The sequence below is a fragment of the Aeromonas sp. R7-1 genome, from assembly GCF_040908115.1.
Classification (GTDB): Bacteria; Pseudomonadota; Gammaproteobacteria; order Enterobacterales; family Aeromonadaceae; genus Aeromonas; species Aeromonas caviae.
Genome location: NZ_JBFODD010000032.1, coordinates 73,432 through 95,842, shown reverse-complemented (window position 1 = coordinate 95,842; position 22,411 = coordinate 73,432). Strand labels below are relative to the sequence as shown.

At 64.0% G+C, this 22,411-nt stretch carries 18 protein-coding genes; 9 read left to right on the top strand and 9 right to left on the bottom strand.

Features of this window, described 5'->3' with window-relative positions:
• Positions 1 to 6 precede the first annotated feature (6 nt).
• Positions 7 to 1,410 carry a peptidoglycan DD-metalloendopeptidase family protein gene (locus AB5Y51_RS07475; protein WP_223916338.1) on the top strand — a complete coding sequence of 468 codons (1,404 nt, stop codon included), beginning with the start codon at positions 7 to 9 and terminating at the stop codon, positions 1,408 to 1,410.
• Positions 1,411 to 1,616: 206 nt separating this feature from the next.
• On the opposite strand, the gene AB5Y51_RS07470 is transcribed toward AB5Y51_RS07475, so the two are convergent.
• Complete coding sequence (locus AB5Y51_RS07470) at positions 1,617 to 2,267, bottom strand: Qnr family pentapeptide repeat protein (RefSeq protein ID WP_041212172.1); 651 nt, start codon at positions 2,265 to 2,267, stop codon at positions 1,617 to 1,619.
• Positions 2,268 to 2,355: 88 nt separating this feature from the next.
• Here AB5Y51_RS07470 and AB5Y51_RS07465 point away from each other — a divergent pair, with 88 nt between their 5' ends.
• Both AB5Y51_RS07465 and AB5Y51_RS07460 read left to right on the top strand, forming a co-directional pair.
• Positions 2,356 to 3,363 carry a substrate-binding domain-containing protein gene (locus AB5Y51_RS07465; RefSeq protein WP_045522401.1) on the top strand — a complete coding sequence of 336 codons (1,008 nt, stop codon included), beginning with the start codon at positions 2,356 to 2,358 and terminating at the stop codon, positions 3,361 to 3,363.
• A gap of 110 nt (positions 3,364 to 3,473) precedes the next feature.
• On the top strand, positions 3,474 to 3,863 hold the full coding sequence (locus tag AB5Y51_RS07460; protein WP_039039500.1) for a nuclear transport factor 2 family protein: 390 nt from the start codon (positions 3,474 to 3,476) through the stop codon (positions 3,861 to 3,863).
• 55 nt (positions 3,864 to 3,918) lie between these two features.
• On the opposite strand, the gene AB5Y51_RS07455 is transcribed toward AB5Y51_RS07460, so the two are convergent.
• The 4 genes from AB5Y51_RS07455 to AB5Y51_RS07440 form a co-directional block, all read right to left on the bottom strand.
• On the bottom strand, positions 3,919 to 4,611 hold the full coding sequence (locus AB5Y51_RS07455) for a helix-turn-helix domain-containing protein (RefSeq protein ID WP_368178230.1): 693 nt from the start codon (positions 4,609 to 4,611) through the stop codon (positions 3,919 to 3,921).
• Positions 4,612 to 4,749: 138 nt separating this feature from the next.
• The gene (locus tag AB5Y51_RS07450; protein WP_039039502.1) at positions 4,750 to 5,391 is read right to left on the bottom strand and encodes a bifunctional 4-hydroxy-2-oxoglutarate aldolase/2-dehydro-3-deoxy-phosphogluconate aldolase; all 642 of its coding nucleotides are present in this window, start codon (positions 5,389 to 5,391) and stop codon (positions 4,750 to 4,752) included.
• 9 nt (positions 5,392 to 5,400) lie between these two features.
• Positions 5,401 to 7,197, bottom strand: coding sequence for a phosphogluconate dehydratase (edd, locus tag AB5Y51_RS07445; RefSeq protein ID WP_039039503.1), 1,797 nt, complete (start codon positions 7,195 to 7,197; stop codon positions 5,401 to 5,403).
• A gap of 60 nt (positions 7,198 to 7,257) precedes the next feature.
• Positions 7,258 to 7,767 (bottom strand): gluconokinase, encoded by a 510-nt coding sequence (locus tag AB5Y51_RS07440; protein ID WP_039039504.1) that lies wholly within the window; start codon positions 7,765 to 7,767, stop codon positions 7,258 to 7,260.
• A gap of 165 nt (positions 7,768 to 7,932) precedes the next feature.
• Here AB5Y51_RS07440 and AB5Y51_RS07435 point away from each other — a divergent pair, with 165 nt between their 5' ends.
• From AB5Y51_RS07435 to AB5Y51_RS07420, 4 genes are all read left to right on the top strand, one after another.
• The gene (locus AB5Y51_RS07435; protein ID WP_223918078.1) at positions 7,933 to 9,294 is read left to right on the top strand and encodes a GntP family permease; all 1,362 of its coding nucleotides are present in this window, start codon (positions 7,933 to 7,935) and stop codon (positions 9,292 to 9,294) included.
• 152 nt (positions 9,295 to 9,446) lie between these two features.
• On the top strand, positions 9,447 to 10,796 hold the full coding sequence (pssA, locus tag AB5Y51_RS07430; RefSeq protein ID WP_041212167.1) for a CDP-diacylglycerol--serine O-phosphatidyltransferase: 1,350 nt from the start codon (positions 9,447 to 9,449) through the stop codon (positions 10,794 to 10,796).
• 176 nt (positions 10,797 to 10,972) lie between these two features.
• Entirely contained in the window at positions 10,973 to 13,042 is a 2,070-nt protein-coding gene (recG, locus tag AB5Y51_RS07425; protein WP_368178229.1) for an ATP-dependent DNA helicase RecG, read from the top strand.
• A gap of 254 nt (positions 13,043 to 13,296) precedes the next feature.
• The gene (locus AB5Y51_RS07420; RefSeq protein WP_368178228.1) at positions 13,297 to 15,357 is read left to right on the top strand and encodes an AsmA-like C-terminal region-containing protein; all 2,061 of its coding nucleotides are present in this window, start codon (positions 13,297 to 13,299) and stop codon (positions 15,355 to 15,357) included.
• A 46-nt stretch (positions 15,358 to 15,403) separates the two neighbouring features.
• Here the strand turns inward: AB5Y51_RS07420 and AB5Y51_RS07415 are convergent, their stop codons facing one another.
• Positions 15,404 to 16,312: a bifunctional GNAT family N-acetyltransferase/hotdog fold thioesterase gene (locus AB5Y51_RS07415; protein ID WP_010672532.1), complete on the bottom strand. Its 909-nt coding sequence runs from the start codon at positions 16,310 to 16,312 to the stop codon at positions 15,404 to 15,406.
• Positions 16,313 to 16,485: 173 nt separating this feature from the next.
• On the opposite strand from AB5Y51_RS07415, the gene AB5Y51_RS07410 reads away from it, so the two are divergent.
• The gene (locus tag AB5Y51_RS07410) at positions 16,486 to 17,166 is read left to right on the top strand and encodes a methyltransferase domain-containing protein (protein WP_041215785.1); all 681 of its coding nucleotides are present in this window, start codon (positions 16,486 to 16,488) and stop codon (positions 17,164 to 17,166) included.
• A gap of 65 nt (positions 17,167 to 17,231) precedes the next feature.
• Here the strand turns inward: AB5Y51_RS07410 and dtd are convergent, their stop codons facing one another.
• The 3 genes from dtd to typA all read right to left on the bottom strand — a co-directional run bounded on the left by dtd (position 17,232) and on the right by typA (position 20,644).
• Entirely contained in the window at positions 17,232 to 17,669 is a 438-nt protein-coding gene (dtd, locus tag AB5Y51_RS07405) for a D-aminoacyl-tRNA deacylase (protein WP_010672529.1), read from the bottom strand.
• Between the two features lie 126 nt (positions 17,670 to 17,795).
• Positions 17,796 to 18,668 (bottom strand): virulence factor BrkB family protein, encoded by an 873-nt coding sequence (locus AB5Y51_RS07400; RefSeq protein WP_039039511.1) that lies wholly within the window; start codon positions 18,666 to 18,668, stop codon positions 17,796 to 17,798.
• Between the two features lie 164 nt (positions 18,669 to 18,832).
• Positions 18,833 to 20,644, bottom strand: coding sequence for a translational GTPase TypA (gene typA / locus AB5Y51_RS07395; RefSeq protein WP_039039512.1), 1,812 nt, complete (start codon positions 20,642 to 20,644; stop codon positions 18,833 to 18,835).
• Between the two features lie 350 nt (positions 20,645 to 20,994).
• On the opposite strand from typA, the gene glnA reads away from it, so the two are divergent.
• Positions 20,995 to 22,404: a glutamate--ammonia ligase gene (glnA, locus tag AB5Y51_RS07390; RefSeq protein ID WP_010672526.1), complete on the top strand. Its 1,410-nt coding sequence runs from the start codon at positions 20,995 to 20,997 to the stop codon at positions 22,402 to 22,404.
• The last annotated feature ends 7 nt before the right edge of the window (positions 22,405 to 22,411 follow it).

Here is a 22,411-nt window from a genome sequence, read left to right as displayed (position 1 = left end):
TGCCCCATGCGGGGATGCGAAATTATTTCACAGAAAACCAGTCGCGTCGGCCTGTTGGCCGGCGCGCTGTTTTTTTGCCTGATCGGCGGTACCGGCACAGCCCAGGCTGCGAACCCGCAGTTGGGGGCCATGCAGTCCCAGATCAAGGAACAGCAACAGACCCTCAAGCTCAGCAAGCAGGAGCTTGCCAAGCTCAACACCCAGCTCAAGGCTGACGAGCAGGCCATTTCGGCTGCCGCCGCCAAACTCGAGCAGACCAGACAGCAACTCCGGCAGAACCAGCAGAAGCTGGCGTCCCTGCAGCAGGACAAGCTGGCACTGGAGCAACAAGCAAAACATCAGAAACAGTTGCTGGCCAAGCAGGCGGAAAGCGCCTTCCAGGCGGGCAACCACGATTACCTCAAACTGCTGCTCAACCAGCAGGATCCGGCCAAACTGAGCCGCGCCCTCGACTATTTCGACTACCTCAACAAGGCCCGTATCGAGGCCATCGAAGCCCTGCGCGCCACCCGTGACAAGCTGGCCAAGAACCAGCAGGCCACCAGGGAGACCGAGAACCGCCTCCAGACCCTGCTCGGCGAGCAGCAGGAGCATCACCAGAGCCTGCTGGCCAGCCAGCAGAGCCGTGCCAAGGTGCGCAACCAGTTGCAGCAATCGGTGCAGGCCGACGAGCAGAAGCTCGACAAGCTGGTCAAGGCGGAGAAGGCGCTCAAGGCGCGGCTGGAAGAGCTGCGTCGTCAGCAGGAAGAAAAGGAACGCCGCGAACGGGCCGAGCGGGAGCGCCTTGCCAAGATCAAGGCCGAGCAGGAGCGCCAGCGCCGTCTGGAGGCCCAGCGCCTGGCAGCCGAGCAGAAGCGCATCGAGGAGCAGCAGCGGATCGCGGCCCAGCAGCGCCAGGTCGGCGAACAGCAGCGGCTGGCGGCCCAGCAGCAACGCGTCGCCGAACAGCAGGCCAAGGTGGCGCAGCAGCAAGCGGCCGCCCGCAACAGCGCCAAGGCAAGCAGCAACGGCTACGGCGGTCTGAGCACGGGTGGCAACCTGCGCTGGCCGGTGCAGGGCCCCATCCTCATCTCCTACGGCTCGCCGCGTACCGCCGAGCTGAAGTGGAAGGGCACCCTGATCGGCGCCAGCGAAGGGACCCAGGTCAAGGCGGTGGCACCGGGCCAGGTGGTCTACGCCGACTGGCTCGACGGCTTCGGCATGCTGCTGGTCATCGACCACGGCAAGGGTTATATGAGCCTCTACGGCCACAACCAGTCGCTGCTGCGCCAGGTGGGACAAAAGGTGGAGCAGGGTGAGCCCGTGGCCCTGGTCGGCGACAGCGGCGGACAGGAGCGCTCCGGCCTCTACTTCGAGATCCGCTATCAGGGCGAGGCCATCAACCCGACCAAGTGGCTGGCCAGACGCTAAGCCCGCCTTGGCGGTGCCCGAGCGGAGTCCGCTACCTCATCTCCAACCCTTCTCCCGCGAGGGGAGCAGGGAGCAAAAGACAGCAACACCGCGTCGTTTACCACTTCACCTGACAAAAAGTCTGCATCGCGCAGGCTTTTTGCTTGGCAGGGGGGGCACCACACCGCTCGCCCCGATGATGAAAACTTACCTCTTTTCCACCCCGCTCAGGGGAAGACCACCAGCCCGATCTGCTCCAGCAGCCCCTGCTGCTGATCTTCATTTATCTGCACCCCGGCGAGGTTGACCCGGCGCAGATCCAGGCCGGGCAGATCGCACTGGCGCAGATCGCAGCCTTGCAGGTTGAAGCTGGTCCAGTCGATTTGCCCGAACTCGGAGCCGCTGAGATCCGAGCCTGCCAGGGAGGCGCCCAGCAGGTTGGCCCCCTGCCAGCGGTTGCCGGCAAGCTCGCACCGCTCCAGCAGGCAGCTTTCGAAGTTGGCGTAGCTGAAGTTGTTGCCGGTGAGGTGGGCTTCGCAGAAATAGCTTTTGGCAGTGATCCGGTTGGCGAAGCTGGCATGGGCGAAGTTGATCCCCATGGCCTGGCAGTCGCGCATCTCCAGCCCAAGACACTGGCTGCGGCCGAAGTCCGCCAGGGTGAGATCGCAGCGCAGGAAGCTCGCCTCCCTCAGATCGCAGCCCTGAAACAGGCATCCCAGCTCCCGTTCCCTGTCATAGAAGCTGCAGTCGACGAAGCGGCTCTCCCCGAGATCGAGCCAGGAGAAGTGACAGCCGATGAAGCGGCACCCCTGGAACTGCTCCCCCTCCACCTCCTGCTGCTCGAAGTGGACCCCCTCGAAGCACCTGCCCTTGATCATCCCCTGCCCCCTGTTGATGGCGTCATATGCTGACATTGCCGTGCAAAAACGGTAATGTTACGTGTAACATTTTTTGCCGGATCCCCAGATGAACGACACCCGCAAGCGCCGCCCTACCCTGCAGGACATTGCCGACCTGACCGGTGTCACCAAGATGACCGTCAGCCGCTACCTGCGCGACCCGTCCGCCGTGGCCGAAGGGACCCGCGAGCGCATCGCCGCCGCGGTGGAGGAGCTCGGCTACATCCCGAACCGGGCGCCGGACATGCTGTCGAACGCCACCAGCAAGGCGATCGGCATCCTGATCCCCTCCCTCTCCAATCAGGTCTTCTCGGCGGTGATCCACGGCATCGAGGCGGTGACCCGGCCCGCCGGCTACCAGACCCTGCTCGCCCACTACGGCTACAGCCCGGAGCGGGAGGAGGAGCAGATCGCCTCGCTCCTCTCCTACAACGTGGACGGGCTCATCCTCTCGGACACCCAGCACACCGAGCGCACCCGCAAGATGATCGCCACCGCCGGCATCCCGGTGGTGGAGACCATGGATCTGCCCCTCTCCCCCATCGACATGGTGGTGGGCATGGATCACCGGGCCGCCGCCCGGGCCATGGTAACAGAGATGCTGCGCCGGGGACGGCGCAAGGTGATCTACCTCGGCGCCCGGCTCGACGTGCGCACCCAGCTGCGAATGGAAGGCTACTACCAGGCGATGGCCGATTTCGGTCTGACCGGCCAGCACCTGCTGACGGAGCAATCCTCCAGTTTCACCCTGGGGGGAGAGCTGCTGGCCCAGGCCATGGCGCGCTTCCCCGATCTCGACGGCCTGTTCTGCACCAACGACGACCTGGCAGTGGGAGCCCTGCTGCAATGCCAGGCCAGGTGGATCCCGGTACCCCAGCAGGTGGCCATCGCCGGCAGCAACGCCCTCGACATCGGCCACGCCATGACCCCCAAGCTCGCCAGCATCGTCACCCCCCGCGAGACCATAGGTCGCGAAGCCGCCATCATGCTGCTGGCCCGCCTCGGCGGCCAGCCGCTGGCGACCAGGTGCAAGGACATCGGTTTCTCCCTCTATGAGGGGGAAAGCCTCGGCTGATCCCCGGCCATCATGGCGCGTTCGACCGCCATGATGGCGCCTTCTCCCCTCTCCCCTCGCCGTCCCCTGGCCTATGCTGGCTCCTCCATCCCCCCTGTCAGGAGCAGACCATGCACCACACCGAACGATTGAAAGCCTGCCTACAGCGCGTCATCTGCGATCCCGCCTTCCCCCTGGCGGAGCTCGACGACTGGTTCACCCCCGACTACTGCCAGGAGGTGAACGGCGAGCGGCTCGACTACCCGGCGTTTCACCAGCACATCGCCACACTGCGCCGCCATCTGGCCGGGGCGAGCATCGAGTTTGTCGCCACCCTGGCGCAGGGGGAGCGGGTGCACTCGACCCATGTGGTACGGGCCACCCGCCAGGACGGCGGCACCCTGGTCTGCAAGGTGAGCGGCCTCTTCACCTTTCGCGGCGATCGGATCTGCCACACCGACGAGGTGACCTGTCTGCTGGCAGGCAGCAAGGAGGATGCGGATATCGGCTCGCGGCGCTGACTGCCGGCAACCCGCAGACACCGCCATGGCGGGCAGGAAGGCAGACGACGGGCCCTCAGGCCGCCGGTTCGCGCCGGGCAAGGCGCTGGAGGGCGCGGGACAAGGCACCGGGATCCTCGTAGCCGAGCCGATCGGCGATCTGGGCCAGCGTGAGCCCCCGGTGCTGCAACTGGCGCGCCCGTCCCAGCACCACCTGCTCCCGCCACTGGCGAAAGCTGCACCCCAGCTGCTGGAGGAAGAGCCGGTTGAGGGTACGCACCGAGGCGCCGCAATCTGCCGCCAGCGCCGTCAGCGTCAGATGGATGGCGGGCGCCTGGCACACCTTGTCCAGCACCCGCAGCAGGCGCGGGTCCAGCGCCCCGGTGAGGGGAATGCGCGCCGCGAGCGGATCGGCGCGCTCCAGCTCCTGGCCAAGCACCGTCAGATAGGCTCCCTTCACCTCCTCCTCGGCCAACTCGGGCAGGCGGGCGAAGAGGCCCGCCAGCAGCGGGCTGGCCTGCAAGGGGCCGAAGGCGGTGCGGGCTGACGTCGGCACATAGAGGAGGGAGAGCCGGGAGCAGCGCAGCACGCGAAACTCGTGCTCCCACCCCGCCGGAATAAAGCAGATCTGGCCCGCCACCAGCAGTTCTCCCTCCCCTCGCCCCGTGATGATGCCGCCCCCGTCGTGCAGATAGCAGTATTGGGCATGGGGGTGGCAGTGCAGCGCGGTGAAGTGCCCTTGCGGGTAGGATGGATGCAGACAGGACATGAAGGCTCCAGGGGAGAGGGGCAGCCCCCGACCTTAAGCCAGGGCGAGGCCGGAAGCAAACGGCCCACCCCCTCCCGAGGCGGAAAAACAGCAGGCCACCCGGGGGTGGCCTGTTTAATTTTTCTAAACGATATTTGCTTAGCGTTTAACCAATTCAACCGCTTCCCGGGAGAGGCGGGTCACCTCCTCCCAGTTGCCGCTCTTGACGGCGTCTGCCGGCAGCATCCAGGAGCCGCCGACGGTGGCCACACATTTCAGCGCCAGGTAGTCGGCCACGTTTTTCGGGCCGATGCCGCCGGTGGGGCAGAATTTCACCTGGGGCAGGGGCGCCGCGATGGCGGAGAGTGCCTTGGTGCCGCCGTTCGCCTCGGCCGGGAAGAATTTGAGGTGGTCGTAGCCTGCTTCCAGCGCCTGCATCACCTCGGACGGGGTGGCCACCCCCGGGATCAGCGGCGCCGTGCTCTTGGCCGCGTGGGCCAGCAGGGCCGGGGTCATGCCCGGGGAGATGACGAAGCGGGCACCGGCAGCGACGGCGGCATCAAACTGCGCGCAGTTGAGCACGGTACCGGCACCGACCATGGCATCCGGCATCGCCTTGGCGATGAGGGCGATGGCGTCCAGCGCCACCGGGGTGCGCAGGGTGATCTCGAACACCGAGATGCCGCCATCCAGCAGGGCCTTGGCCATGGGCAGGGCCTGCTCCAGGTCGTTGATGACCATCACGGGTACCAGGGGGGAGGCGGCAAACACCTCGGCAGGGGTCACTTTCCAGTTCTGCATAGCTCTTCCTTAGTCAAAGATGGTGGCGCCGCACTCGGCGCTCGATACCGCGCGACGCATCACGCTGAACAGTTCACGGCCCCACCCCTCTTGTTCCAGGGTGAGGTCGATCTCGGCCTGGGTACGGCCACTCAAATCGGTCAGGCAGTCGAGGCGGCCGGACTCGGCATCCACCCGCAGCAGGTCGCCATCGGCGAGCAGGCCGATGGCTCCGCCGTGCAGGGCTTCCGGGGTGACGTGGATGGCGGCCGGGATCTTGCCGGAGGCGCCGGAGAGGCGACCATCGGTGACCAGGGCCACCTTGTGACCCGCCTTCTGCAGGTTGCCAAGCACCGGCATCAGCTTGTGCAGCTCCGGCATGCCGTTGGCGGCCGGGCCGTTGTGGCGCACCACGATGACGGCGTCCTGGTTCAACTCACCGGCCTTGTAGGCCGCCTCCACCGCATGCTGGGAGGAGAAGACCCGGGCCGGGGCCTCGATGACCCGATACTCGGGCGCGACGGCGGAGACCTTGACCACGGCACGGCCCAGGTTGCCCGCCAGCAGCTTGGTGCCGCCGGTGGCCTGGAACTCGCTGCCAGAGGGGGAGAGCACGCTCGGATCCGCGCTCTCGCCCACCGGTTGCCACACCAGCTTGCCATCCACCAGTGCCGGACGGCTGAGGTAGTCCTGCATCTCGCCGAAGACCGGGGTGGCATCCATGTGGATCAACCCCTCTTCGGCCAGACGACGCATCAGGCCGGGCACGCCCCCCGCCTGCTCGAAGGCGTTGACGTCCGCCGGGCCGTTCGGGTACATGCGCACCAGGAGCGGCACCACGTCGGAGAGATCGCTCAGGTCGTCCCAGGTCAGCTCCAGCCCGGCGGCACGGGCCAGCGCCACCATGTGGATGCTGTGGTTGGTGCTGCCGCCGGAGGCGAGCAGGGCCACCAGGCCGTTGACCAGAGCGCGCTCGTCGATCACCGCACTCAGGGGGCGATAGGCCGGGGAGCCCGGGATCATGGCGCTGATGCGGCGGGCCGCTTCCTCGGTGAGGGCGTGGCGCAGCTCGCTGTGCGGATGCACGAAGGCGGAGCCCGGCAGCATCAGGCCCATGGCTTCGAACACCAGCTGGTTGGTGTTGGCGGTGCCGTAGAAGGTGCAGGTGCCCGCCGCGTGGTAGGCGCCGCACTCCATCTTGAGCAGGGCGTCGCGGCCCACTTCACCGGCAGCGTACTGCTGGCGCACCTTTACCTTCTCGTCGTTGCTGATGCCGCTCGCCATGGGGCCGGCAGGCACGAAGGCGGTGGGCAGGTGGGCGTGGGAAAGCGCCCCCATGATCTGGCCCGGGGCAATCTTGTCGCAGATGCCGAGCAGCAGGGTGGCGTCGAAGGTGTTGTGGGAGAGGGAGACCGCGGTGGCCTGGGCGATGAGATCCCGGGAGAAGAGGGACATGTCCATCCCCGGCTGGCCCTGGGTCACGCCGTCGCACATGGCGGGCACGCCGCCGGCGACCTGGGCGCTGTGGCCGAGCTCGGCCAGGGCGCCCTTGATGATGTCCGGGTAGCCCTGATAGGGCTGATGGGCACTCAGCATGTCGTTGTAGGCGGTGACGATGGCCACGTTGGCGCGGGTCATGTCGAGGATCCGCCCCTTCTCGTCACAGCTCGAGGCGGCCACGGCGTGGGCCAGGTTGCCGCAGGAGAGGGAGGCGCGGGTCTTGCCCTGATCGGCCTGGCGCTGGATGCGGGCCAGGAAGCGGGCACGGCGGGCGGTGCTGCGCTCGCGGATGCGGTTGGTCACCTGGGTGATCACGGGATGGGTCATAGCTTTCTCTCCAACTCTATATACGGGCGCGGTCGGCTGCAGCCGGGCGCGCGACATGGCTCATTGCGCCTGCGTCAGCGCGGTGACGGCACGGTCGACCACCTGTTCGAAGGTCCCGTCGATATCGATGCGAAACACGCCGGGCTCGCCATCCGGTCGCTCCAGGGTATCAAACTGGCTTTGTACCATGGCTTCGCGCATGAAGTGGCCCTGCCGTGCCCGCATCCGTTCGAGAATGAGGGACTGGCTGCCATCCAGAAACAGGAAACTCACCGAGTCGTTACCCTCGCGGATCTGGTCGCGGTACTGCTTCTTGAGGGCCGAACAGACGATGACGCCGAGCTCGTTCTTGCGCTCCAGGCTGTAGGCCGCATCGCGGATCCGCTCCAGCCAGGGGGCCCTGTCTTCATCGTTGAGCGGGTTGCCCGCCGCCATCTTCTGGATGTTCGCGCGAGGGTGCAGATCATCGCCGTCGATGAACTTGGCCCCCAGGGCATTGGCCACCTTGAGGCCGATGCTGGACTTGCCGCTGCCACACACACCCATCACGATAATGCACTTGCCCGCCATTATTTGACCTCTCTCTCACTTTTCAAAAAACGTTCGCCTGATGGGTTCTAAGCTACCACGTTACCGGTAACATGTTACCGGTAACGTTTCGCAATGTGAAGTGCAGCACAGAAATGTGCAGAACAACAACTAGAACCATTTGAGGACAATTTTATGGACGGAGCAATGAACACACCCGATGTCGCCTATCTGCTCTCGGTAGCGGGCGGAGCCATTGTCATGTTGCTGGTGCTGATCATGCGATTCAAGGTACATGCCTTCGTGGCATTGACCCTGGTCAGCATGCTGACGGCCCTGGCCACCGGGGTCACCTATGACCAGGTGATCCCCACCATGCTGACCGGTTTCGGCGGCACCCTGGCCTCGGTCGCGCTGCTGGTCGGCCTCGGCGCCATGATAGGCCGGATCCTGGAGATGACGGGGGGCGCCAAGGTACTGGCCGATACCCTGATCAACCGCTTCGGCTCCCACCGCGCCCCCTTCGCGCTGGGTGTGGCCTCCCTGCTGTTCGGCTTCCCGATCTTCTTTGACGCCGGCCTCATCGTCATGCTGCCCATCATCTTCAGCGTGGCGAAGCAGTTCGGCGGCTCCGTCCTCAAGTATGCCCTGCCCTCCGCCGGTGCCTTCGCGGTGATGCACGCCTTCCTGCCGCCCCACCCGGGTCCGGTGGCCGCCAGCGAGCTGCTGGGTGCCAACATCGGTCTGCTCACCATCGTGGGTCTGCTGGTCGCGCTGCCCACCTGGTATCTGGGTGCCTACCTGTTCGGGCTCTGGTCCGGCAAGAAGTTTGAGCTGCCCCTGCCCCCGAGCTTCACCGCCAGTGCCGAGCAGCTCTCCGACAAGGCGCCGAGCTTCGGCCAGGTGATCTCCATCCTGCTGCTGCCGCTGGTGCTGATCTTCATGGATACCGGCCTCAACACCCTGAGCGTCATGGGCGTCATCGACAAGGGTGCGGACTGGGTCAACGTGCTGCGCATGGTCGGCAAGACCCCGGTCGCCCTGCTCATCACCGTGCTGTACGCCCTCTGGATGTTCCGCCAGAGCCAGGGCAAGGTGCAGCTCGAGAAGTTCTGCAACGACGCCCTGGCCCCGGTCTGCGCCGTCATCCTGGTCACCGGTGCCGGCGGCATGTTCGGCGGCGTATTGCGGGCGAGCGGCATCGGCACCGCGCTGGCCGACGTCCTCTCCGATACCGGCATGCCGGTGATCCTGGCAGCCTTCCTGGTGTCCGCCGCGCTGCGGGTCGCTCAGGGTTCCGCCACCGTGGCCCTGACCACTACCGCCGCCCTGATGGCGCCGACCGTGGCCGCCACCACCGGCCTGAGCGAACTGGATCTGACCTTCATCGTCATTGCCATCGCCGGGGGTGCCACCGTGCTCTCCCACTTCAATGACTCCGGCTTCTGGCTGGTCAGCCGCTTCCTCAACATGGACGAGAAGACCACCCTCAAGACCTGGACCGTGATGGAGACGCTGCTCGGTACCATCGCCTTCCTCATCGTGGCCACGGCCAGCGCCATCCTCTGACGGAAACACATCGGGGCCGCATCCGTCGGCCCCGATGTGATATTGCACCGACTTTTTACGGATTCTTGCTTGGGCCCATCGCCACAGATTGCTAGAATTGCCTATTCTTCGCCCCGAGTGGAACGCTTCATCCCGTGATTTCAGGCTTCTCTATGCATTCATCGGCACATTATCGACAGTTGCTGACCCGCTTACCCCAGATCGCGGTTGCCGCGGATCAGTTCCAGATACTCAGCAGCGCCAAAGACTTCAAGAGCCGGATCCTGTCGCTCATCGCCCATGCGACCCAGCGCATCTATCTGATCGCGCTCTATCTGCAGGATGACGAGGCGGGACGGGAGATCCTCTCCGCCCTCTATGCCGCCAAGCAGCGCAATCCCTCTCTCGACATCAAGGTGTTCGTCGACTTCCACCGCGCCCAGCGCGGCCTGATCGGCAAGGGCAAGCAGGGGGGCAACCACCTGATGTACCAGGCCATGGCCGCCAGCCACCAACACCAGATCGAGATCTACGGCGTGCCGGTCAAGGGCCGCGAGCTGCTCGGGGTGCTGCACCTCAAGGGCTTCATCTTCGACGACACCCTGCTTTACTCCGGCGCCAGCCTCAACGACATCTACCTGCACCAGCAGGAGCGCTACCGCTTCGATCGCTATCACCAGATCCACAGCCCGGCACTGACCCGCAGCATGGTCAACTACGTGGATGACGTCTTCCTCGGCAGCGAGGCCGTCCAGCGGCTGGATCGCACCGGCATCCCCGGCGCCAAGCAGCTCAAGGGACCGATCCGCCGCTTCAAGCAGCGTCTGCGCCTCTGCCAGTACCGCTTCGAGAGCATCCAGCCCAACGATCGGGAGATCGCCGTGACCCCCATGGTGGGCTTGGGCAAGCGGGGCAACCAGCTCAACCGGATGATCCGCAACCTGGTGCGGGCCACCGAACGGGAGATCTTCATCTGCACCCCCTACTTCAACCCCCCCAAGGAGTTGAACAAGGACGTGGAGGCGCTGCTCAAACGCGGCTGCAAGGTGACCATCGTCGTGGGCGACAAGACCGCCAACGACTTCTTCATCCCCCCGGAGGAGAAGTTCTCCACCATCGGCGGTCTGCCCTATCTCTACGAGACCAACCTGCGCAAGTTTGCCGAGCGCAACCAGCACCACATCGACAACGGCCGGCTCAACCTGATGCTCTGGTGCTGCGAGAAGAACTCCTATCACCTCAAGGGGATCTTCGTGGATGAGGAGTGGGCCCTGCTCACCGGCAACAACCTCAATCCCCGAGCCTGGGCGCTGGATCTGGAGAACGGCCTGCTGGTACACGACCAGCACCATCACCTGCGCGAGCAGTTCAGTGCGGAGCGGGAGAACATCCTGGCCCACACCCGCCGCATCAGTCACTTCGACCAGATAGAGCAGATCAAGGATTACCCGGATCAGGTGCGCAAGCTGCTGGCCCGGATCCACAGGGTCAAGGCTCACCTCCTGCTCAAGCGCATCATCTGACCGCCAGGATGCCCCGTCAGTGAAAAGGCCTGCCGTTTCCGGCAGGCCTTTTTCATGGATGGCCCTCCCCCCGCTCCCTTGCCCACCAGCCCGGAACGGCACAACGCGGCTTGCATCGAGGCCGCAACAACCCCTATCATCTGGACATATTTACAGTGTTTTCGGGCATCTAATTGATGAAATTGGATAAAATCTCCCTCGACAGCCTCAAGGGTGTCGGCAGCAAGATGCTGGAGAAACTCGAGCGGCTGGGGCTGGCCACGGTGCAGGATCTGCTGTTCCACCTCCCCCTGCGCTACGAGGACCGCACCCAGGTGTGGCCCATCGGTGATCTGCCGCCCGGCCTGCACGGTGCCGTCGAGGGCGAGATCCAGGACACCCAGCTGGTGATGGGGCGCCGCCGCATGCTGGTGTGCCGTATCAGCGACGGCACCGGCAGCCTGACCCTGCGCTTCTTCAATTTCACCGCTGCCCAGAAAAACAGCCTGGCCCAGGGCCGCCTTATCCGCTGCTTTGGCGAGACACGTCCCGGCAAGTACGGCCTGGAGATGGCCCACCCCGAGTACAAGCTGCTCGGCGAAGAGCAGGCCGGCCAGACCGAAGAGGCCCTCACCCCCGTCTACCCCACCACAGAGGGGCTGCGCCAGCTCACCCTGCGCAGCCTCACGGATCAGGCCCTGGCCCAGCTCGACCTCTACGGGGTCGAGGAGCTGCTGCCTGCCGGCCTCTATCCCCAGCAGATCGATCTTGCCGCCGCCCTGAAGCTGCTGCACCGCCCGCCTCCCTCGGTGGCGCTGGCCCTGCTCGAGAGCGGCCAGCACCCGGCACAGCAGCGGCTCGTACTGGAAGAGCTGCTGGCCCACAACCTCTCGGTCTTGAAGGTACGCGCCCAGGCACAGACCCAGCTGGCCCGTGCCCTCAAACCCGCTCCCGAGCTGGGCCGGCAGCTGCTCGGCGCCCTGCCGTTCACCCCCACCGGCGCCCAGAGCCGGGTGGTGGCGGAGATCGGCCGGGATCTGCAGCAGAGCCACCCCATGATGCGGCTGGTGCAGGGGGACGTGGGCTCAGGTAAAACGCTGGTCGCGGCGCTGGCCGCCCTGCAGGCCATCGGCAACGGCTGCCAGGTGGGGCTGATGGCGCCGACCGAGCTGCTGGCCGAGCAGCACGCCATCAACTTCGCCAGGTGGCTGGAGCCGCTCGGCATCAAGGTGGGCTGGCTGGCGGGCAAGCAGAAGGGCAAGGCGCGGGAAGAGGCGCTGGCCGCCATCGCGGACGGCAGCGTCAAGATGGTGGTGGGCACCCACGCCATCTTCCAGGAGCAGGTGGTGTTCCAGCGTCTGGCCCTGGTCATCATCGATGAACAGCACAGGTTCGGGGTGCATCAGCGCCTCGCCCTGCGGGAAAAAGGGGAGCGGGAAGGGGTGCATCCCCACCAGCTCATCATGACCGCCACCCCCATCCCCCGCACCCTGGCGATGACCGCCTATGCGGACCTCGACACCTCCATCATCGACGAGCTGCCGCCGGGCCGCACTCCCATTACCACGGTCGCCCTGCCGGACAGTCGCCGTCAGGACGTGATCGAGCGGGTGAGGCTCGCCTGCGAGGAGGGCAAGCAGGCCTACTGGGTCTGCACCCTGATCGAGGAGTCGGAGGTGCTGGAGTGCCAGGCCGCCGAAGACACTGCCGCCGAGCTGCAAACCCTGCTGCCCGGCCTGCACATCGGCCTGGTACACGGCCGGATGCGCCCCGTCGAGAAACAGCGGGTGATGGAGGAGTTCAAGGCGGGCATACTGCAACTGCTGGTCGCCACCACCGTCATCGAGGTGGGGGTGGATGTGCCCAATGCCAGCCTGATGATCATCGAAAACCCGGAGCGACTGGGGCTGGCCCAGTTGCACCAGCTCCGCGGCCGGGTCGGGCGGGGGTCGGTGGCCTCTCACTGCGTGCTGCTCTATCATGCCCCCTTGTCCAAGACCGCCCAGAGCCGCCTCGGGGTACTGCGGGAGACCAATGACGGCTTTCTCATCGCCCAGCGGGATCTGGAACTGCGCGGCCCAGGCGAGCTGCTCGGTACCCGCCAGACCGGCCTGGCCGATCTCAAGATCGCCGATCTGGTGCGCGACCAGCCTCTCATCCCTCAGGTGCAGAAGATGGCGCGCTTCCTGATGGACAAACACCCGGCGCATGTCGAGCCCCTGATCCGCCGCTGGCTGGGCCTGCGAGACCACTACTCCAATGCTTGACCAAGGCAGATGCAGAAGAGGGTCACCTTGCCTGATGGACAAACACCCGGCTCATGTCGAGCCCCTGATCCGCCGCTGGCTGGGCCTGCGAGACCACTACTCCAATGCTTGACCAGGGCAGATGCAGAAGAGGGTCACCTTGCCTGATGGATAAACACCCGAGCCGTGTCGAACCCTTGATACGATGCTGGCTCGGTCTACGGGATCACTACTCGAATGCCTGACCAAGCAACAGAAACAGGAGGAAAGCACTGATGAATTCCTGGCTGCGCGGCCTGCTCTACACCTTTGCCTTCCTGCTGCTCTTTGTCTGGGTCGGTCTCGGCCTGTTCGATGCCGAGCGCGCCAAAGGCCCCATCGCCAACTGGCTCAGCCAGCAGACCGGGGTGCCCGTCACCATAGGCCGACTGGTGTTCAATCCGCTGCACCCCTACACCCTGCTGGCGGAGAAGGTGCGCTATGGGGATGCGGTACAGCTGGAAAAACTCTATCTGGAGATCGAGCACATCGACTGGTTGAACCGGGATGTGCGCATCGCCCACCTGGACCTCATCCGTCCCGTCATCAAGCTGCCGCTCCCCAACCAGTTGCCAAGCCTGCCGGTTCACTCCCTCACCATCAGCGACAGCACCATCGACAACCTGAGCCTGCAGAGCGAGGCCCTGACCCTGCGCGGCCTCAGTGCGTCCCTGAGTGACTGGGAACTGATCGACCCGAGACGCCAGCCCCAGGCCAACCTCACCCTGGGCATCAACCAGCTGGAGACCCCCATGTTCACCCTGGCCCGTCTCAGCCTCAAGGGGCGGCTGGAGGGGCAGGTGCTCAGCACCGACAGACTGACCACCAACCTGTTCGACGGCCTGCTCGAGACCGGCATGGTGCTGAACTGGCCAGAGCGCAGCCTGCAACTGCACGATCTCAAGGCCCGCGCCATGCGCCTCGAGCTTGGTGACATACCCCCTGGCGAGTTCCCCCTGCGCCGCATCACCCTGGACAGGGGTCAGCTTGCCCAGGTGAGCATCAATGCCATCGATCAGGAGCTCTCCCTCAACAACTTCAACGGCCAGCTCACCGCCTTCGACTGGCAGGCGGGCAGCCAGCCCAGCGGCTATCTGGCGGGCACCCTGGGCGACATGGGCCGCGGCCTGTTCCAGCTTGAGGCCGTCGAGGGCAAGCTCGCTTTCTCCCCCCGGCAGCTGGATGCCGAGCTGCGGGGCAAGGCATACGAAGGGGAGTTCAACGTCGAGCTGGCCCTCGACACCCAGCAGCAGAAGCTCGTCCTGAAGGATCTGGCCCTGAGCGGCATGGACATCAGTTTGCCCCAGGGGTGGTGGCAGGATTGGCAGGGCTGGCGCCCGCAACAGATCGACATCCGCAAACTGGCCTTCAACAAGCTCAAGGTACTCTCTTTCGACGACACCCTGCCCCTCTCCCTGACCGGCTGGCAACTCTACCTGAACGATCTCGCCCTGCGGGGCAACCAGCCAGGCCCCCTGCTGGGACGTGCCCGCATCGAGAGCAAGTGGTTCGAGCTGGTGTGGGACGGTCTCAGTGCCCGCAACGGCACCCTGGATGGCGAGCTGACCCCCAGCTCCTGGCAACTCAACACCCTCGTCACCTCCCTGCCCGACGAGAGCTCCCTCAACCTGAGCGGCCAGTGGGGCAGGACGCCCGGGCAGGAGAGCCGCCTGCAGTTGCATGGCAAGCAGCTGGATCTGGAGCAGTGGGGCAAGTTGCTGCACTCCCCCGTCTCCTTCGCGGGCAAGGTGGATCTGGCGGCAGATCTGCAGGCCGACCTCAACGGGCAGCCCGGCGAGCAGACGGCCAACTGGCGCCGGACTCTTCAGGGCAGCTTGAGCCTGGAGAGCAAGGATCCCTTCTGGGACAAGGTCGGCATCGACCCCTTGCTGGATGACTGGTTCAGGGAGCAGACCCCCCCCGATCTGACACCGCAGACGCTGTGGCAGGCGATGCAACGCGGAGACACCCCCTTCTATCAGATCAGGCTGGATGCCAGGGCGGAGCAGGGCAAGGTGCGGATCGAGCAAGGTGGCGCCTCCACCATCACCCACCTGCTGGCACTGCAAGGGGGTGTCGACCTGGCCGCAGACCAGTGGCAGCTCGACCTCGGGGTCCTGAACAAGGGGCGCTGCGCCGAGCTGCTCGCCCGCTGGCGCGGCCCCCTCAATGCGCCCGACCTGGGCTGGAGTTTCCCCACGGGACAGGACGCCTGCGGCTGGGAGGCGGGTGTGAGCTACCCCGCCCAGGGACGAAGCGGACCGCTCTGGCGCCCACAGCCACCCGCCACCCAATAACGAACAAGGCCTCGCGAAGAGGCCTTGTTGCTGTGAACATCAGGGATCAGCGTGCGCCGCGCTTGATGGGCAGCACCACGTACTGACCGACAAACTCCACCGCCAGCTTGCGGCCGCTGAACAGCTGCACCCGCAGGCTGAATTTGGCGGACTCTCCGCCCCTCAGCGGCTCGAGCACGGCGGGCATGCCCTCCCGGGCCACCCGCGCCTCCGGTTCTTCGCTCACCGGCCGGTAATACTTGATGTTGCCCTCGGCCAGCACGGTATCCCCTCCCAGCCCTGCCTCCTTGAGCTGCAACCAGATGAGACCCCAGCCCGCCAGCACGCACTGGCTGTAGATGCTGCCGGCGAACATGGTGTCGTGGACGTTGAGATTGGCCGCCAGGTTGGCCTTGAGGTGGAAGGTCTGGCCATCGTAGTGGGTGATGTGCACCCCCATCTTCTCGCTGATGGGAATGCCCCGCGACCAGCGGGTGGTGAGATCCTGGCACCACTCCGGACGGTACTGGATGGTCTGCATGGGACTCAGGGACTTGATCATCTGACGGTGAGGGATGCGGCCGAAGGAGACGGGGCCTTCCCCTACCTCGAGGAAGCCGCAGCGGCGATAGAACTCCACCGCCTCCTGGCGGGCGTTCATCACCAGCCGTTTCACCTTCTCGTCGCGGGCAAGCTGCTCGAGATCTTCCACCATGCGGGCGCCCAGCCCCTGGCCGCGAAATTCGGGTCGCAGCGCCATAAAGCGGATTTGGGCTTCATCGCCGCCCACAAAGAGGCGACCCACGGCGATGGGCGTTCCGTCGGGTGAGAGCATCAGCCGGTGAATGGCGACGGTATCGTACTCGTCACGCTCGGAGCCAAGGGGCAGATTGAAGGGTTTGCGCAGTAGTTCCCAGCGCAACTGATAGTAAGCATCCAGCTCCGCTGGTGTTTCTGGGGTGACTACCCGGTACATAAAGCGATCCTTGAGTGTGCGCCGACTGGCAGATGGAAGGACTGACGCAACCATTTCTCCCGGCGCAGCCTGTAGTAGGTATCCAGCTCGGCTGCCGTTTGGGGGGTGACCACCCGGTACATAACAACATCCTTGAGTTACACTGGTCGAAAGCCATCTTGCCGTGCAAATTCATGGACTTCAATCTGCAAGCGTACCAAGCCGATCACTTATTGCACCTCAGTGCCAAACCCGAACGCCGCGTTTCGGTGCTTGAAAATGCCCGTCATCGCTGGCTGGAAATGGACGGCGTGGTGCAATCCGCCATGAGCCTCAACCAGCCGGCCCGCCTCTGTCTGCCTCATCAACGGAGCATCGCGGAGCAGTTGCCAAAGCAGGCAAGCCGGATCCTGGAGCTGGGGCTGGGCGGAGGGGATCTCACCCGTCACCTGGCGGCACGCTGGCCCGATGCCCACCACGACTGCGTGGATCTGGATGCCGAGATCCTCACCCTGTTCCAGCAGTTCTTCCTCCCCTCATCAGGGGGCTCGCCTCGGCTGCATCACGCCGATGCGCTGCACTTCCTGCACCAGAGCCAGGAGATCTACGATCTGGTGCTGCTGGATTTGTTCAGCCAGGACGGCAACCCCCTGCTGCTGTTCCAGGCTCCGCTCTATCAGGCGCTGGCTAAACGCCTGAGCGGCACCCTCATCATCAATCTGCTGCCCCGCACCCGGCTCGAACAGGCACAGGCTCTGCGACTGGCAGAGGAGTGGATAGGCCCGACCCACGTCCACGACGTGCCCGGCTACCGCAACGTCATCCTGCACGCGACCCGTCAGCATGGCCAGGGCGGGCGAGCACCGGCAGGGTGAAGAACCTGCGAAGTGTGCAGGCATCGCGTCCTGCCCTCCGCTGAGTCCTGCCCTACCTGCCACCCTTATACCTGCAGCCAGAAGGTGACGGGGCCGTCGTTGAGCAACCTGACCTTCATGTCGGCGGCGAAGCGGCCGGTTTCGGTCGGCACGCCGCTCTCCCTGGCGCGAGCCACGAAGTACTCATAGAGTCGCTCTGCATCTGCGGGATGGGCGCCACCGGAGAAGCTGGGTCTCATCCCCTTGCCGGTATCCGCCGCCAGGGTGAACTGGGAGACCACCAGCAGGCTGCCGCTCACCTGGCTCACGTTGAGGTTCATCTTGCCGTTCTCGTCCGAGAAGATGCGATAACCGCTCACCTTGTGCAGCAGTTTGTCCGCCTTGGCCTCGTCATCCCCCTGCTCCACCCCGAGCAGCACCAGCAACCCCTGGCCGATGGCCCCGGTCACCTCCCCCTCTACCGTTACGCTGGCCTCGCTGACCCGCTGAATCAGTGCAATCACATCCCTCTCCTCTCAAAACAGCACGACCGCCCATCCTGCGGGATGAGCGGTCGTCGATGCTACCAATAAATGCCCTGCCCGGGCCAACGCCTTTGTGTCGGGATCCGGTGTGATGGCCGGCCGGCGTCAGGCCAGTTCCTCTGCACCGGGCTTCTCGTACTCCCCGAGGCAGGCGGTGGTCTCGGCCCCCAGCAACACCACCAGCCAACTCAGATACACCCAGACGAACAGGATGGGAATGGTCGCCAGGGCGCCATAGATGGCCTGGTAGGAGGGGAAGTTGGTGATGTAGATGGCAAAGCCGCGCTTGGCCAGCTCGAACAGGGTGGCCGCCACCAGGGCACCGATGAAGGCGTGGGTCAGCCGCACGCGGCAGTTGGGCACCACGGTATAGATCAGCAGGAAGGTGAGCACGGAGAAGAGGAACGGCAGGCTGCGCAGCAGCAGATAGCCGATACCGAACAGGCTGTCAGCCGCGAACAACCTGAGCGAGAGAATGTAGGAGGAGATGGCGATGCTGGCACCGATGAGCACGGGGCCCAGGGTCAGGATCATCCAGTACATGGCGAATGCCTGGGCCAAGGGCCGGCTTCGGGTGGACCGCCAGATGTAGTTGAGGTTCTTGTCGATGGCCGAGATGAGCATCAGGGCCACCACGATCAGGGCACCGATACCGACGGCCGTGGTGTTGGTGGCGTTGGCCACGAAGCCGTCGATGTACTCCTTGAGCATCTCCCCTGCGGTGGGGACGAAGTTGTGATAGACAAACTGCTCCATCGCCTGCTTCAGGCTCTGGAACACCGGAAAGGCCGACATCATGCCGAACACCACGGCGATCATGGGCACCAGGGAGAGCAGGGTCACATAGGCCAGGTAACCGGCGGTCACCGTCAATCTGTCCTGCTGGAAACGGCCCCAGACAAACTGGGCGAAGTGGGCACCATCGTGGCGCAAGAAGGAGAGTGCATGGGCCAGACGGCCGCGGATCTGCTGCTGCATCTTGTTTCTCGTAAGCGTGATCATGCAGACATTGTGTCAGATAGGGTGGTCATTTGGCCACCCGCAGACCGGCCGGATGCGCCTCCATCCAGCTCAGGCCCCATGAGCCCATAAAAAAAGAGGCCTTAAGGCCTCTCTTTGGTCTGTCGATGAACAGCTATCGATCAAGCACGACCGGCGCGCTTGCGATCCAGTTCGGTCAGCAGCTTTTTACGGATACGGATGGCCTTGGGGGTGATCTCCACCAGCTCATCGTTGTCGATGAACTCCAGAGCTTGCTCCAGGGTCATGCGGATCGGCGGAGTCAGCACCTGGGCTTCGTCGGTACCGGAGGCACGCATGTTGGTCAGCTGCTTGCCTTTCAGGCAGTTGACGGTCAGGTCGTTGGAGCGGGAGTGGATCCCGATCACCTGGCCTTCGTACACTTCGGTCGCGTGACCGATGAACAGACGACCACGGTCTTGCAGACCGAACAGGGCGAAGGTCAGAGCCTTGCCGGTGGCGTTGGAGATCAGCACGCCGTTCTGACGTTCACCGATGCTGCCACCCTTGTGCGGACCGTAGTGGTCGAAGGTGTGGTACAGCAGACCGGTACCCGAGGTCATGGTCAGGAACTCGGTCTGGAAGCCGATCAGGCCACGGCTCGGGATGATGAAGTCCAGACGGACGCGACCCTTGCCATCCGGGGTCATGTTGGTCATCTCGCCTTTACGCAGGCCGAGCTGCTCCATCACGGAACCCTGATGCGCTTCTTCCACGTCCACAGTAACGGTTTCGAACGGTTCTTGCAGTTCGCCATCCACAGTACGCAGGATAACTTCCGGACGGGATACCGCCAGTTCGTAACCTTCGCGGCGCATGTTTTCGATCAGGATGGAGAGGTGCAGTTCACCACGGCCGGAGACGCGGAACTTGTCCGGATCTTCGGTCTCTTCCACGCGCAGGGCCACGTTGTGGACCAGCTCCTGGTTCAGACGCTCCAGAATGTTGCGGGAGGTGACGAACTTGCCTTCTTTACCGGCGAACGGCGAGGTGTTGACCTGGAAGGTCATGTTCACGGTCGGCTCGTCAACGGAGAGCGGCGGCAGGGCTTCGACGGCACTGTTGTCACAGATGGTGTCGGAGATCTTCAGCTCGCCCAGACCGGTGATGGCGATGATGTCGCCCGCTTGCGCGTCGGTCACTTCGGTACGGGACAGGCCCAGGTAGCCCAGCACCTGACCGACCTTGCCGGTACGCGGTTTGCCGTTGGCACCGACGATGGTGACCTGCTGGTTGGTCTTGACGCGACCACGGGTGATGCGGCCGATACCGATGACGCCCACGTAGGAGTTGTAGTCCAGCTGGGAGATTTGCATCTGGAAGGCACCGTCAACGTCGCCCTTCGGGGCTTCCACGTTGTCGACGATGGCCTGGAACAGGGGTTCCATGTTCTCGGACGGGACGTCCTGATCCAGGGTGGCCCAACCGTTCAGTGCAGAGGCGTAAACAACCTTGAAGTCCAGTTGCTCATCGGTGGCACCCAGGTTGTCGAACAGATCGAAGACCTGATCCATTACCCAGTCAGGACGAGCACCCGGACGGTCGATCTTGTTGATGACCACGATGGGCTTCAGACCCTGGGCGAACGCCTTCTGGGTCACGAAACGGGTCTGCGGCATCGGGCCGTCAACGGCGTCGACCAGCAGCAGCACGGAGTCAACCATGGAGAGCACACGCTCAACTTCACCACCGAAGTCGGCGTGACCCGGGGTATCCACGATGTTGATGCGGTAGTCGTTCCAGCGGATCGCAGTGTTCTTGGCGAGAATGGTGATGCCACGTTCCCGTTCCAGATCATTGGAGTCCATGATCCGTTCCTGACCTTCGCTGGTGCGATCCAGAGTGCCGGATTGCTGCAGCAGCTTATCAACCAGAGTCGTTTTGCCGTGGTCAACGTGCGCAATAATCGCAATATTGCGTAAATTCTCTAACATTCTCGCCTCAAATCACCGGGTAAAATTGGGCGCTAATTGTACTCTCGCCTTTGTGATCTGCCTAGCAGAATTGCAACACATTCACGCACAACAAAGGATCAGGATCATGGACCCCGCAGCAAAAGGCTGCTTAGATGGCCTGGATACGCTGGCGCACCATCTCGGTGCACCAAAACGATCCAAGGTTGCACCACTTTAATGCAGCAACCGGCATGAGAACGGGTTTCTCGACAGCCTGAAACGGTGCAAGTGCCCTGAAATCAAGCTGTCACAAACTTGGCACGATACTGGCTTATGTGAATTTGACGACGCATTCACCCAAAGAGTTTTAACACCGGAGGTTACTTAGCATGTCAGCCCAGAACGTTTTGGCCCTGATCCAGGAACACGAAGTCAAGTTTGTTGATCTGCGTTTTACCGACACCAAGGGTAAAGAGCAGCACGTATCCATCCCTTCCCACCAGGTTGACGAAGACTTCTTCGAAGACGGCAAGATGTTCGATGGTTCCTCCATCGGCGGCTGGAAGGGCATCAACGAGTCTGACATGGTGCTGATGCCGGACCCGGCTTCCGCCAAACTGGACCCGTTCACCGAAGAGACCACTCTGAACATCGTCTGTGACGTGCTTGAACCCGCCACCATGCAAGGCTATGACCGCGATCCGCGCTCCATCGCCAAGCGTGCCGAAGATTTCCTGAAGTCCAGCGGCATCGCTGACACCGTGCTGTTCGGGCCGGAGCCGGAATTCTTCATGTTCGACAACATCACCTTCTCCAACACCATGGGCCACAGCTTCGTGAAGATCGAATCCGAAGAAGCTGCCTGGAACTCCGGTACCGACTACGAGCACGGCAACAAGGGTCACCGTCCGTTCGTCAAGGGTGGTTACTTCCCGGTTGCCCCGGTTGACTCCTCCCAGGACATCCGTGCCGCCATGTGCCTGGTGCTGGAAGAGATGGGCCAGGTCGTCGAAGCTCACCACCACGAAGTGGCGACCGCCGGTCAGAACGAGATCGCAACCCGCTTCAACACCCTCACTCTGAAGGCTGACGAAGTACAGGTCCTGAAGTACGTGATCCACAACGTGGCCCACGCCTACAACAAGACCGTCACCTTCATGCCGAAACCCATGTTCGGTGACAACGGCTCCGGCATGCACTGCCACCAGTCCCTGGCCAAAGACGGCGTCAACCTGTTCGCAGGCGACCTGTACGGTGGTCTGTCCGAGATGGCGCTGCACTACATCGGCGGCATCATCAAGCACGCCAAGGCCATCAACGCCTTCGCCAACCCGACCACCAACTCCTACAAGCGTCTGGTGCCGGGCTATGAAGCACCGGTCATGCTGGCCTACTCCGCCCGCAACCGCTCTGCCTCCATCCGTATCCCGGTCGTGCCGAGCCCGAAAGCCCGCCGCATCGAAGTGCGCTTCCCGGATCCGGCTGCCAACCCCTACCTGGCCTTCGCTGCCCAGCTGATGGCCGGTCTGGACGGTATCATCAACAAGATCCATCCGGGCGATGCCATGGACAAGAACCTGTACGATCTGCCGCCGGAAGAAGCTGCCGAAGTCCCGACCGTTGCCGGTTCCCTGGACGAAGCGCTGTCCGCACTGGATGCAGACCGTGAGTTCCTGACCCGTGGTGGCGTGTTCAGCGATGACTTCATCAACTCCTACCTGGAACTGAAACAGCAGGATGTTGACCGCGTGCGCATGACTCCGCACCCGCTGGAGTTCGAGCTGTACTACTCCGTCTAATCCGCTT